12 protein-coding genes are annotated in these 12,840 nt (G+C 64.7%); 5 read left to right on the forward strand and 7 right to left on the reverse strand.

The window, feature by feature from the left end:
- The first annotated feature begins 153 nt into the window (after positions 1 to 153).
- On the forward strand, positions 154 to 954 hold the full coding sequence (locus C8J36_RS13675; RefSeq protein WP_132535650.1) for a YdcF family protein: 801 nt from the start codon (positions 154 to 156) through the stop codon (positions 952 to 954).
- Positions 951 to 1,586 carry a trimeric intracellular cation channel family protein gene (locus tag C8J36_RS13680; protein ID WP_062595394.1) on the forward strand — a complete coding sequence of 212 codons (636 nt, stop codon included), beginning with the start codon at positions 951 to 953 and terminating at the stop codon, positions 1,584 to 1,586. Before C8J36_RS13675 ends, C8J36_RS13680 begins: the two co-directional genes overlap by 4 nt.
- A gap of 33 nt (positions 1,587 to 1,619) precedes the next feature.
- Here the strand turns inward: C8J36_RS13680 and irrA are convergent, their stop codons facing one another.
- The gene (gene irrA, locus C8J36_RS13685; protein ID WP_062595395.1) at positions 1,620 to 2,039 is read right to left on the reverse strand and encodes an iron response transcriptional regulator IrrA; all 420 of its coding nucleotides are present in this window, start codon (positions 2,037 to 2,039) and stop codon (positions 1,620 to 1,622) included.
- 316 nt (positions 2,040 to 2,355) lie between these two features.
- Between irrA and fabA the strand changes: the two genes are divergently transcribed.
- The 3 genes from fabA to fabI are packed head-to-tail and all read left to right on the forward strand — an operon-like array spanning position 2,356 to position 4,964.
- Complete coding sequence (gene fabA / locus C8J36_RS13690; protein ID WP_062595396.1) at positions 2,356 to 2,871, forward strand: 3-hydroxyacyl-[acyl-carrier-protein] dehydratase FabA; 516 nt, start codon at positions 2,356 to 2,358, stop codon at positions 2,869 to 2,871.
- Positions 2,872 to 2,927: 56 nt separating this feature from the next.
- Complete coding sequence (fabB, locus tag C8J36_RS13695; RefSeq protein ID WP_132535652.1) at positions 2,928 to 4,151, forward strand: beta-ketoacyl-ACP synthase I; 1,224 nt, start codon at positions 2,928 to 2,930, stop codon at positions 4,149 to 4,151.
- A gap of 6 nt (positions 4,152 to 4,157) precedes the next feature.
- Complete coding sequence (gene fabI, locus C8J36_RS13700) at positions 4,158 to 4,964, forward strand: enoyl-ACP reductase FabI (RefSeq protein WP_132535654.1); 807 nt, start codon at positions 4,158 to 4,160, stop codon at positions 4,962 to 4,964.
- A gap of 114 nt (positions 4,965 to 5,078) precedes the next feature.
- On the opposite strand, the gene C8J36_RS13705 is transcribed toward fabI, so the two are convergent.
- From C8J36_RS13705 to rbfA, 6 genes are all read right to left on the reverse strand, one after another.
- Positions 5,079 to 6,095, reverse strand: a complete 1,017-nt coding sequence (locus C8J36_RS13705; RefSeq protein WP_132535656.1) for a class I SAM-dependent methyltransferase — start codon at positions 6,093 to 6,095, stop codon at positions 5,079 to 5,081.
- Positions 6,096 to 6,266: 171 nt separating this feature from the next.
- Entirely contained in the window at positions 6,267 to 8,399 is a 2,133-nt protein-coding gene (gene pnp, locus C8J36_RS13710) for a polyribonucleotide nucleotidyltransferase (protein ID WP_132535658.1), read from the reverse strand.
- A 296-nt stretch (positions 8,400 to 8,695) separates the two neighbouring features.
- Positions 8,696 to 8,965 (reverse strand): 30S ribosomal protein S15, encoded by a 270-nt coding sequence (gene rpsO / locus C8J36_RS13715; protein WP_062595401.1) that lies wholly within the window; start codon positions 8,963 to 8,965, stop codon positions 8,696 to 8,698.
- Between the two features lie 199 nt (positions 8,966 to 9,164).
- Complete coding sequence (locus tag C8J36_RS13720; RefSeq protein ID WP_132535660.1) at positions 9,165 to 10,910, reverse strand: sensor histidine kinase; 1,746 nt, start codon at positions 10,908 to 10,910, stop codon at positions 9,165 to 9,167.
- A gap of 388 nt (positions 10,911 to 11,298) precedes the next feature.
- The gene (gene truB, locus C8J36_RS13725) at positions 11,299 to 12,234 is read right to left on the reverse strand and encodes a tRNA pseudouridine(55) synthase TruB (RefSeq protein ID WP_062595402.1); all 936 of its coding nucleotides are present in this window, start codon (positions 12,232 to 12,234) and stop codon (positions 11,299 to 11,301) included.
- Between the two features lie 113 nt (positions 12,235 to 12,347).
- Positions 12,348 to 12,773, reverse strand: a complete 426-nt coding sequence (rbfA, locus tag C8J36_RS13730) for a 30S ribosome-binding factor RbfA (RefSeq protein ID WP_062595403.1) — start codon at positions 12,771 to 12,773, stop codon at positions 12,348 to 12,350.
- Positions 12,774 to 12,840 lie beyond the last annotated feature (67 nt).

Consider the following 12,840-nt stretch of genomic DNA (forward strand, 5'->3'; position numbering starts at 1 on the left):
AGGCCTCCCGCATGGTCGCGCCATCCTTTCCACCACGCGGCCCACCACGGGCCTACCACGCGCCCACCGCGGGCCCAGCACGCGGCCGGTTGCTTCCAGGCGGATCCGACGTCTATGGTCGCCCATCGATCACAAACTCGCTCGGCCTGCCCCATGTTTCTCCTCTCCAAGATCTTCTGGCTGCTCGCCCAGCCCCTGTCGCTTGCCTTTGCGCTGGTGCTGTCCGGCTTCGTCTCGGTCGTCGCCGGATATCAGAGGCTGGGGCTCGTGCTGTCGGGGCTTGCCGCGCTGATCCTCTTCGTTGCGCTTTTCACGACGACGGGCAGCGTGCTCCTGCAGAAACTGGAAAACCGCTTTCCGCGTCCACCTGCCCTTCCCGCGGATGTCTCCTGCCTGATCGTCCTCGGCGGCGCTTTCGAGAACGAGGTGATGGCCACGCGCGGCGGGATCGAGTTCAATCAGGCGGCCGACCGCTTCATCGAAGCGCTGCGCATCGCCCGGCTCCTGCCCGCGGCGCGCATTCTCGTCTCGGGCGGCGATGGCTCGCTGAGCGGCAGCTTCGAGGGCGACGCCGATGCGGCAGAGCGGTTCTTTCCCGAGTTCGGCATTCCGCTCGATCGCCTGATCCGCGAGGATGCCTCGCGCACGACCTTCGAGAACGCGGCGAATACCAAGGCGCTGCTGGCGCAGAACGGGCTGTCGAACTGCCTGTTGATCACCTCGGCCTTTCATATGCCACGCGCCATCGGGCTTTTCCGCAATCTCGGCATCGCCGTAACGCCCTGGGCGACGGACTACCGCACGACCGGCAAGGCAAGCCCCGGCCTCGATTTCACCCAGCCGGCCCTGAATGCACAGCTGACGACGACGGCGGTGCGCGAATGGATCGGGCTTGCCGCCTATTCCCTGACGGGCCGCACCTCCGCCCTCTTCCCGTCGGTGGAAAGCCCATGACCGTTCTCGATCTGCTCGATTACGCCGGCGTCGCCGTCTTCGCCGCAACCGGCGCCCTGTCGGCGTCGCGAAAGCAGCTGGATATCATCGGCTATGTCTTCCTCGCCTCCATCACCGGCATCGGCGGCGGCACGCTTCGCGACGTCATTCTCGGGGCAACGCCCGTCTTCTGGGTGAAAAACCCGCTCTATCTCGTCATCTGCGCGACGGTCGGCGTCGCGCTTTTCCTGTCCTCGCACCGGCTTGATTCGCGCTATCGCGCGCTCGTCTGGCTGGATGCGATCGGGCTGTCGGCCTATTGCGTCATGGGCGCCGCCAAGGGCCTCTCGGCCACCGGCTCGCCTGTCGTGGCGCTGGTCACCGGCATGCTGACGGCGACCTTCGGCGGCATCCTGCGCGATCTTCTGGCGGGCGAACCCTCGGTGCTCCTGCGTCCGGAAATCTATGTCACGGCCGCATTGACCGGCTCGGCCGTCTTCACGCTCGCCACCCTTGTCGGCCTGCCGTTGATCGTCGCCTCCGGCCTCGGCATCGTCTCCGCCTTCGTGGTGCGCGGCGGGGCGCTCAAATTCGGCTGGACGCTGCCCACGGGCAAGGCCGGCCCGGGCAGGGACCCGGACGACGTGCTCTGAGGAGCTGCGTCTTTCGGTAGACGATGGGAAGGATCAGCGCTGCTTCGGCTTCAGCCGGATGACCACGTCGACATGGGAAATCTCCATGCCCTCGGGCGGCTCGGGAAGATTGCCGATCGTGATGTTATTGACCGGGATATCGAGCACCTCGTTGGCGCCCTCCACGAAGAAGTGGTGGTGGTCGGACACGTTGGTGTCGAAATAGGTGCGCGCACCCTCGACGGAAAGAACGCGGATCATGCCCGCTTCGGTAAACTGGTGCAGCGTGTTGTAGACGGTTGCCAGCGACACGGGCACGCCGACGGTGACGGCTTCCTCGTGCAGCTCCTCGACCGTCAGGTGGCGGTCGCCCTTGGCAAACAGAAGATCGGCAAGCGCCATGCGCTGGCGCGTCGGCCTGAGGCCAAAGCGGCGCAAACGGTCGTCGGGCCTCAATCCTGTTTCCATCGTCATGCAGACTTGTCCGCTCAGCTCTTGTTAAGTTGAGTCATCGTGTCGATATAACTTTGGTTGGCCGGGCTTTCAATACACATAAAGCTGATACACCGGTTCATTGGCAGAAAAGGGCCCGAAAAAGGCACGAGATGGCAATTGCTACTGGTTGTTTCCGGCATCATGCGGTATGCGACTGCGGATATGCGCCAGAGCCGGGACCTCCGGACGGCATCGGACGACGACTGTATCGGACGGAGCCTGCGGGCTCGGCAGGAGCAAGACCCGGTCCCCGACCGGGCAGACACAGACACCTTGGCGGAGACACCAGACGTTCATGACGACCAGACAATCCAGCTACGGCTACGACGACATCCTGCGTTGCGCGCGGGGCGAACTGTTCGGCCCCGGCAATGCGCAATTGCCGCTCCCGCCGATGCTGATGGTCCATCGCATCACGGACATCTCCGAAACCGGCGGCACTTTCGACAAGGGCTATATTCGGGCTGCGTATGACGTGAAGCCGGACGACTGGTATTTCCCCTGCCACTTCCCGGGCAATCCGATCATGCCCGGCTGCCTCGGCCTCGATGGCATGTGGCAGCTGACGGGCTTCTTCCTCGGCTGGCTGGGCGAGCCCGGCCGCGGCATGGCGCTGTCCACCGGCGAGGTCAAGTTCAAGGGCATGGTTCTTCCCGATACCAAGCTGCTCGAATACGGCATCGACTTCAAGCGCGTGATGCGCGGTCGTCTGGTGCTCGGCATCGCGGACGGCTGGCTGAAGGCAGACGGCGAAACCATCTACCAGGCAACGGACCTCCGCGTCGGTCTGTCGAAGGAGAAAGCTGCCTGATCCCGCAAGGGATCGCCGGCGCTGTCTCCAGTTCACTTCAAGAAAAGGTCATCGAGATGAGACGGGTTGTTGTCACGGGTCTTGGTATCGTTTCCTCCATCGGGAACGATGCCGAAGCAGTTACGGCATCGTTGCGCGATGCGCGCTCCGGTATCAGCTTTTCCAACGATTTCGCCGAACACGGCTTCCGCTGCCAGGTGTGGGGCTCGCCGGATCTGGACACCACGGATCTGGTCGATCGCCGCGCGGCGCGCTTCCTGTCGCAGGGCGGCGCCTGGAACCATGTCGCGATGAAGCAGGCCATCGCCGATTCGGGTCTCGAAGAGAGCGACATCTCGAACAACGAGCGCACCGGCATCATCATGGGCTCGGGCGGACCGTCCACCAAGACGCTGATCGAAGCCGCCGACATCACCCGCAAGAACAACAGCCCGAAGCGCATCGGCCCCTTCGCCGTGCCCAAGGCCATGTCCTCGACCGCATCGGCGACGCTAGCCACCTGGTTCAAGATCCACGGCGTCAACTATTCGATCTCCTCGGCCTGCTCGACATCGGCGCATTGCATCGGCAATGCCGCGGAGATGATCCAGTGGGGCAAGCAGGACATCATGTTTGCCGGCGGCCACGAGGATCTCGACTGGACGATGTCGAACCTGTTCGACGCGATGGGCGCGATGTCCTCGAAATTCAACGACACGCCATCGACCGCCTCGCGCGCCTATGACGTTTCCCGCGATGGCTTCGTCATCGCCGGCGGCGCGGGCGTGCTGGTGCTCGAGGAACTGGAACATGCCAAGGCCCGCGGCGCCAAGATCTACGCCGAACTGACCGGCTACGGCGCGACCTCCGACGGCTACGACATGGTCGCCCCCTCCGGCGAAGGCGCCATCCGCTGCATGCGCCAGGCGCTCGCAACCGTGAAGACCGAAATCGACTACATCAACACGCACGGCACCTCGACGCCGGTCGGCGACAGCAAGGAGATCGGCGCCATCCGCGAGGTCTTCGGGGACAAGATCCCGGCTGTCCAGTCGACCAAGTCGCTGACGGGCCACTCGCTCGGTGCGGCCGGCGTGCAGGAAGCGATCTATGCGCTGCTGATGATGCAGGAACGCTTCATCGGCGAAAGCGCGCATATCACCGAACTCGACCCCGAATTCGACGGCGTGCCGATCGTGCGCAAGCGCATCGACGACGCCAAGATCGACACGGTCCTGTCGAACTCGTTCGGCTTCGGCGGCACGAATGCGACGCTCGTCTTCCAGCGCCACAACGGGTAAGCCGTCATGACCGGTCTGATGCAGGGGAAGCGCGGCTTTATCATGGGCGTCGCCAACAGCCATTCGATCGCCTGGGGCATTTCCCAGGCGCTTGCGCGCCAGGGCGCGGAGCTTGCCTTCACCTATCAGGGCGAGGCGCTCGGCAAGCGCGTCAAGCCGCTGGCAGCCCAGCTGAATTCGGACCTGCTGCTGCCCTGCGACGTCGAGGATCTCGCCTCCGTCGATACCGTCATCGAGACGCTGAAGGACCGCTGGGGCAGCCTCGACTTCATCGTCCACGCCATCGGCTTTTCCGACAAGAACGAGCTCAAGGGCCTTTACGCCGACACGAGCCGCGACAATTTCAGCCGGACCATGGTCATTTCCTGCTTCTCCTTCACCGAGATCGCGCGCCGCGCGGCCGAGATGATGACGGCCGGCGGCTCGATGCTGACCCTGACCTATGGCGGCTCCGTGCGCGTCATGCCGAACTACAATGTCATGGGCGTCGCCAAGGCTGCGCTCGAGGCGTCCGTCCGCTATCTCGCGGCCGATTACGGCCCCCGCGGCATCCGCGTCAACGCCATTTCCGCCGGTCCGATCCGGACCTTGGCGGGTGCCGGCATTTCGGATGCGCGCGCCATGCTCTCCTGGAACCAGAAGAACGCGCCGCTGCGCCGCACCGTCACCATCGACGACGTCGGCAATTCCGCCCTCTACCTCCTCTCCGACCTCGCCTCCGGCGTGACCGGCGAAATCCACTACGTGGATTCCGGCTACAACATCACCTCGATGCCGGTGCTGGAGACCTTGCGGACCGCGGACGGGGAGTAACCCGCCATCGTTTAACTCCTTTCTTCACCAATCTCCTTCTTCAAACGACAAAAGGCGCCGCGATGATCTCGTGGCGCCTTTCGCGTGAGGGATGATGGGGGAACCGAAGGGAGCTTACTTCCGGCCCCAGAGGATCTTGAAGCGGGCGTTGCGGCAGGTTTCGCCCCATTCCTTGAAGGTCGCGTTCATCGTCGGCTCGTAGGGCAGGCCGCGATTGGCGACGAGCATCAGACGGCCGCCGGCCTTTAGCGACTTGGCGGCCATGGCGATCATGGCCGCACCGAGGGCGGGATCGGCCGCCTGGGTCTCGTGGAAGGGCGGGTTCATGACGATGAGGTCGTAATGGTCGCGCGGCGCTTCCTGCGTCAGGTCCTGCCAGTGGAAGCGGGTCGGCACTTTGGGTGCATTGGCCTTCAGGTTGCCGCGGGCGGCCTCCAGCGCGTGATAGTCGGCCTCGAACAGGTCGATGCCTTTGACGGCCGGCGCGCGTTCGGCGAGCATGACGGAGAGATAGCCCCAGCCGGCGCCGAAATCGGCCGCGTGACCGGCAAAATCCGTCGGCAGGCGCGACGCGAGCAGTTCCGAGCCGCCATCGATCCGGTCGTGCGAGAACATGCCGGGCGCCGCATCGAAGCGGCCTTCGACGCGAACGGGAACCGAGGCGAAGCGTTCGATCTCGGCGGCCGCGTCCTCGGGACGGGCGAACCAGAAGGCGACGCCGTGATATTTCGGCATGCTGTCGCCGCCCCATTCGAGCGCGTTGATGCGCTTGCGCAGCGACTGGATGCCGTCTTCCTTGGTGCCGGCCACGACGATCAGGCCGCCGATGCGGGTGCGCTTCAGCGCCTCGGCAATGCGGTTCTCGTTCTCGCCGCGGTGCTTGCCGCAGAGGATCAGCGTGGCGGCATAGTCGTCGCCCTCGACGAAGGGCGCAACGTTCGCGCCGGCAGAGACCAGCGCACGGTAGGCCGGGCGGTTCGGCTGGACGCAGACCAGCGCCGCGTCGAAGCCTTCCGGCAGCCGGTAGCCGGTCTCGGCGGCGAGGAAGAGCACGCGCTCGCCTTCGCCCGGCGGCGACAGCACGCCGCTGTCGAAGGGATGAAACAGGGTCTTGACCTTGTCGCTCGTCATTGCGTTTCGCCTCTTTGGCAGCCTCTTGCGGCTGCCCGTCGTGCCGGATCTCTCGGGAGACCGGCGGTGTTCCATCTGGCGCCGCCTTGGCAGCGGCTGTCGTGATCATGCAAGAAGGGCGCGGAGCGATCAACGCCCCGCGCCCTTCCCGTCAAAGTTCGGCGGCTCGCCTTATTCGGCGGCTTCGCCACCCTTTTCGCTGACTTCCTTGCCGGTCGCCTGATCGACGACCTTCATGGACAGGCGCACCTTGCCGCGCTCGTCGAAGCCCATCAGCTTGACCCAGACCTTGTCGCCTTCCTTGACGACGTCGGAGGTCTTGGCAACGCGGTCGGTCGCCAGCTGCGAGATGTGAACGAGGCCGTCACGCGGGCCGAAGAAGTTGACGAAGGCGCCGAAATCGGCGGTCTTCACAACGGTGCCCTCATAGACCTGGCCGACTTCCGGCTCTGCAACGATCGAATGGATCCACTTGCGGGCCGCTTCGATTTCCTTGCCGGAAGACGAGGCGATCTTGATCGTGCCGTCGTCCTCGATGTTGACCTTGGCGCCGGTCTTCTCGACGATTTCGCGGATGACCTTGCCGCCGGAGCCGATGACTTCTCGGATCTTGTCGACCGGGATCTGCATGACTTCGATGCGCGGCGCGAACTCGCCGAGCTGGCTGCGGCCTTCGGTGATGGCGTTGGCCATCTCGTTGAGGATGTGCTTGCGGCCGCCCTGTGCCTGGCTGAGCGCGACCTTCATGATCTCTTCGGTGATACCGGCGATCTTGATGTCCATCTGCAGCGAGGTGATGCCGGCTTCCGTGCCTGCAACCTTGAAGTCCATGTCGCCGAGATGATCTTCGTCGCCCAGGATGTCGGAGAGAACCGCAAAGCGATCGCCTTCGAGGATGAGGCCCATGGCGATGCCGGCAACCGGCTTGGCCAGCGGAACGCCGGCATCCATCAGCGCCAGCGACGTGCCGCAGACGGTGGCCATCGAGGACGAGCCGTTCGACTCGGTGATCTCGGAGACGACGCGCAGCGTGTAGGGGAACTGGTCCGGGCTCGGGAGCATCGGACGGATGGCGCGCCAGGCAAGCTTGCCGTGGCCGATTTCGCGGCGGCCCGGGGAGCCCATGCGGCCCGTTTCGCCGACCGAGTAGGGCGGGAAGTTGTAATGGAGCAGGAAGCGCTCCTTGTACATGCCGGTCAGGCTGTCGACGTACTGCTCGTCTTCGCCGGTGCCGAGCGTGGCGACGACGATCGCCTGGGTCTCGCCGCGGGTGAACAGGGCCGAACCGTGGGTGCGCGGCAGGATGCCGACTTCCGAGACGATCGGACGAACGGTCTCGAGATCACGGCCGTCGATGCGGCTCTTGGTGTCGAGAATGTTCCAGCGAACGATCTTGGCCTGCAGGTGCTTGAAGACGGCGCCGATGACTTCGCTGGTGAAGCGGGGGTCCTGGCCTTCGGGGAAGAAGTGCGCCTTGACCTTGGCCTTGACGGCATCGACAGCCTTGTAGCGGTCGGCCTTCTGCGTGATCTTGTAGGCATCGCGCAATTCGGCTTCGAAATGCTGGAGCATCTCGGCTTCGAGGGCGGAATGATCTTCCGGTTCGAATTCGCGCGGCTCCTTGGCAGCGACTTCCGCCAGCTTGATGATCGCGTCGATCACCGGCTGGAAGCCCTTGTGGCCGAACATGACGGCGCCGAGCATGATCTCTTCGTTGAGTTCCTTGGCTTCCGACTCGACCATCAGGACGGCGTCCTGCGTGCCGGCGACGACGAGGTCGAGAACCGATTCGTCCATCTCGTCGAGATGCGGGTTCAGGACGTATTCGCCGTTGATGTAACCGACGCGCGCGCCGCCGACCGGGCCCATGAAGGGAACGCCGGAAAGCGTCAGCGCAGCGGAGGCTGCAACCATCGACAGCACGTCCGGATCGTTCTCAAGGTCGTGCTGGACGACGGTGACAACGACCTGGGTGTCGTTCTTGTAGCCTTCCGGGAAGAGCGGGCGGATCGGACGGTCGATCAGGCGGGAAACCAGCGTTTCCTTTTCCGACGGACGACCTTCGCGCTTGAAGTAGCCGCCCGGGATCTTGCCGGCGGCATAGGTCTTTTCCTGGTAGTTGACGGTCAGCGGGAAGAAGTCCTGGCCCGGCTTCGGCGACTTGGCCGAAACGACGGTGGCGAGAACGACGGTTTCGCCATATGTGGCGAGAACGGCGCCGTCTGCCTGGCGGGCGATCTTGCCCGTTTCAAGCTTCAGCGGGCGGCCCGCCCATTCGATTTCGACGCTATGGGTATCGAACATATCTTGTCCTAACATTTGTGCGGCAAGGCCGCGCCGCAGGCCTCTGTAAAGAATGGCGCGGGCGTCCCTGCATGGTCGACGGATCACGGGCAAGACAACGGGAGGCTTCCGGGTTCACGAAGCCGGACGAGGCTTCGAAGCATCCTGCAATCCTGCCCCATGACAGGTCATCTGTTGCTTTGCAGTCCGGCACGTCCGGCCTGCTCATGGACTTTCAGGCGAGATGCGGAAGAACCGCATCCGTAAAAAGAGGCCGGCGGGCGAGCGCCTTGCAGCACCGCCCGCCGGGAACGATCTTAACGGCGGATGCCGAGGGAAGTGATCAGCTTGGTGTAGCGGGCCTCTTCCTTCTTCTTGAGGTAGTCAAGAAGCGAACGACGGCTCGAAACCATGGCGAGAAGGCCACGACGCGAGTGGTTGTCCTTCTTGTGGCCCTTGAAGTGTTCGGTCAGGTTGTTGATCCGCTCGGTCAGGATGGCAACCTGGACTTCCGGAGAACCGGTGTCGCCTTCGACGGTTGCGTATTCCTTGATCAGCTGGGTCTTGCGTTCTGCAGTGATCGACATCGTGTGATCCTTTCGATTTTAAGGATTGCGGGTCGCCGGCAGCCGGGATGTCGTCTAGCTGCGGCCTTGAAGGCAGAAGGAGACGGGCACGTTAAAGCCCGTCCTTATGCTGGCGGTGCCTATAAAGCATTCGCGAGCGAAAGGAAAGACCCGCCTTCCCCCGCCCGGCCTCCCACCCGGTCTCCCGCCGATCACGGCCCTATCCGGCCGCCACGCCCGTCCCGCCGTCGCTGCCTCCGTCCTTGCCGCCTCCGTCCTTGCCGCCGTCCGTCCCGCCATCGGGGGCCGGCTTGTTCAGCCGGGCGCTGTCGATCTCCACCCGCCACTCGATGCCGTCCTCGTGCATCAGGCGCTGCAGGCGCGCATCGAGCGACATGCCGAGCATGCGCTCCAGCACCAGCGTCCCGAATCCCTTGCGGCCGGGCGTGCGCATTTCCGGTGCGATATCGGCGCGGCTCTCGCGCCAGACGAGGCGGAATGTGTCACCGTCGAGGCTCCAGGAGAGATCGACGCGGCCGGCCGCATTCGCAAGCGCGCCGTATTTGGTGGCATTGGTGGCCAGCTCGTGCAGCGCCATCCCGAGCATCTGCGACACCTGCGTATCGAGCCGCACTGGCGGTCCCGCCATGGAGAAACGATCGCAACCGTCGGGAATGAAGGGCTGGAGCTGGTTGTGCGCCAGTTCGTCCATGTCGATGCCCTGCGCGGCGTTCGCGATCATCAGGTCGGTCGAGCGCGCAAGGCCTGCCACGCGCCGCCGGAAGGTTTCCACGAAGTCCTGCCGGCTTTCCGGCGAGGCTGCGGACTGGTTGAGCATCGACTGGATGACGCTCAGCTGGTTCTTGGAGCGATGTGCGACCTCGCGCATCAGGAAGCGGATCTCGGCCTCGGCGCGCACGCGTTCTTCCGCCGCTTCCGACAGAGCGGCCGAGACGACCGTCACCTCTTCCACCATATGATGCCGCATGGCGACCGGCTCGCCCTGCCCGAGCCGGCGGGCGTCGTCCGCCAGCAGCTTCACGCCGCGGCTCATCATCCGGGCGATGGCGAGCGAAATGGCAAGCGCGATGGCCGTAAACACCAGCGCTCCGCCGGACAGCCAGACATAGGAGCGCCGCGCGGTGGCGTCGGCGTCGGCGGCCTTTGCCCAGGCGACGATCTTCCACCCGCTGAGCACGGAGAACTCGGTCACCGTGCGGTAGCGGATGCCCTGTTCGACCGCCTCGCCCACGCCGACGCGCAAGGAGGGCACGATGGACATGAAGAACGGCCTACCGGGCGCGACCTTCGGGTCCGACGCCGCCACGACATCGCCATTGCCGTCGATGATGGCGGCGTTCCAGCCGGGCGACAGGACGTCGCGGCCGATCGGGCGCTCCAGCGACACGGCGTCGCGCGTCAGCGTCATCAGATAGTCGTCCTCCCGTTTGGCCGAGAAGATGGGCAGGTAGACGTTGAAGACCCATGTCCGGGCCGTATTGCCGAAAAACACCGATGACACCAGGGGCACGCCGCTGCGGAACGCCTGATCGACGGAGAGCGGATCGGAGGCGCGGCCAAGCGGTTGACCGAAGGGAATGCGCGTATTCACCCGCTGCTGATAGGTCCGGTCGATGATGAGCAGGTGCATGCCCGTGCCGGACAGCGCCGAGGCCGCGCGGCGATAGAAGGCGCCGAGATCGTCGTTCTCCAGCGATCGCGACGAGGCGAGCACGCGCAGCGTGGTCAGCATGCCGTCCACCTCGCGTTCGACGGCGCGGGTCACCGAGCCGGTCGAGGCTTTGAGAAGGGCGTTCACCACGCGCTCCTGGTCGTCCATGCTGCGCTTCAGAATCATCAGGGAGAAGACGAAGGACGGAACGATCGCCATCAGCAGAAGGGCTGCGAGATAGACGGCGAGAGGTCGGCGCAGACGGGTGCGCAGGCCGGATAGCCCGCTGGTCATGCGTTGGCGCAAGCCTCTGTTCAGCCCACCACCCAAGATCCCTGCCCCCGCAGCGTCGCGCATCCCTGAGGACACACCGGGGACGCTGCCCTTCGACCCCGTTCCCGAAGACGACTTCGTGGAACCGGCTCGCTCCCTCGCACGGAACGTCTGTCATCCGGCCCGTAAGGCCGGATGCCCGAATCACGGCACTAGACCATCCCCGGCCCTGTTTGAAAAGGCACGAGATTTCGCCTGCACGGAACCGTACGGAAAGCCCGTTCGGTCGAGGCGGCTCGATGGGTCTAGGTGAGGGCTTTGCCGGCCAATCAGATCAGGTCCGTCAGGGCAGGCCCGTCTGGTCCGGTCAGCCTGGTCCGGTCAACCTGGTCCGGTCAGTCTGGTCCGGTCAGTCGGCGTTGAAGACCCGCTTCGGGCGAAACTCGCCTTCGCCGATCTCGCCGATCGCAACCAGCCGGCCGCGGACGGTGGCATAGGCCTCGTCTTCGGCCAGCGGCGCGTCGCGTCCGCGCAGGATGATCGGGTTGCCCATGCGGATGCGATGCGCCTGGTCTTCGGAAATGGCGATGTGCGGCAGGTTCGACAGGGCCTCTCCCGTATCGATCAGGAACGCATCGAGCGCCGCCAGACGGTCCTCGTCGCTCTCGATGGCTTCGAGCGCCGTCAGTTGCGCCAGCGGCACCATGGTTTCCTCGGCGAACGGCGCGACGAAGGACCGGCGCAGCGAAGCGATGTGGCCGAAGCAGCCGAGGTCGCGGCCGAAATCGCGCGCCAGCGAGCGAACATAAGTGCCCTTGCCGCATTCGATCTCGAAATGCGCCAGATTGGGCGTGCAGCCGAGCAGCGACAGGCGGAAGATCTCCACTTCGCGTGCGGGAATGTCGAGCACCTCGCCTTCCCGCGCCAGATCGTAGGCGCGCTCGCCGGCGATCTTGATGGCGGAGAATTGCGGGGGAACCTGCGAGATCACGCCGGTATAATTCGCAAGAAGGGCGCGCACGTCCTCCTCCTGCGGGCGGCTGTCGGAGGACTGCACCACGGTGCCTTCGAGGTCGTCGGTCGTGCGCTCCTCGCCCCAGGCGACGGTGAATTCGTAGATCTTGCGCCCGTCCATCACGTAAGGCACGGTCTTGGTGGCGTCGCCCAGCGCAATCGGCAGCATGCCGGAGGCCAGCGGATCGAGCGTGCCGGCATGGCCGGCCTTCTGGGCCTTGAAGAGCCACTTCACCTTGGAGACGGCTTCCGTCGATCCGAAGTCCAGCGGCTTGTCGAGGATCAGCCAGCCGGAGACCGGCCGCCCTTTTGGTTTGCGCGGTTTACCCATCGTCTTGTCGTTCCAATGTTCGTGTCGGTTTTGTCGAACCCTCGAGGGTTCCGCTTCACTGTGCAGGCCCGTCATGCCGTCCGATACGACCGACAGCCGGAAATCCCGGCGTCCTAGCGGTCGTCGCCCTCGTCATCGCCCTTGTCATCACTCGGGCCCAGATCGCGCGCCACATCGGGCGAGCGCAGCAGTTCGTCGATCTTGCGGTAGTTGTCGAAGCTCGTATCGTCCTTGAAGCGCACTTCCGGCATGTACTTCATCTGGCGCAGATGCGGCGACAGCCGGCCCCGGAGGAATTTTGCGTGCCGGTTCAGCGCCTCGATGATGCCGTCGTGATCGGCGACGCCGAGCGGCGTCACATAGGCCGTGGCCACCTTCAGGTCCGTCGACATGCGCACTTCCGAGATGGAGATGACCGTGGTCTCGATCAGCGGATCGCGCACCTCTCCCCGCTGCAGAACCTGGACCAGGGCTGCGCGGACTTGTTCGCCGACCCGCAGCATGCGCTGCGTGCGGCCCGAAGAGGTGGATTTGGCCATGATATATCCGATATCGAGCGCCGATCTCAGCGCGATTGAGGCGGTGCAATGCCTCTTTCGCGGCGGA

The organism is Rhizobium sp. PP-F2F-G48, from assembly GCF_004342335.1.
In the GTDB taxonomy this organism is placed as follows: Bacteria; Pseudomonadota; Alphaproteobacteria; order Rhizobiales; family Rhizobiaceae; genus Ferranicluibacter.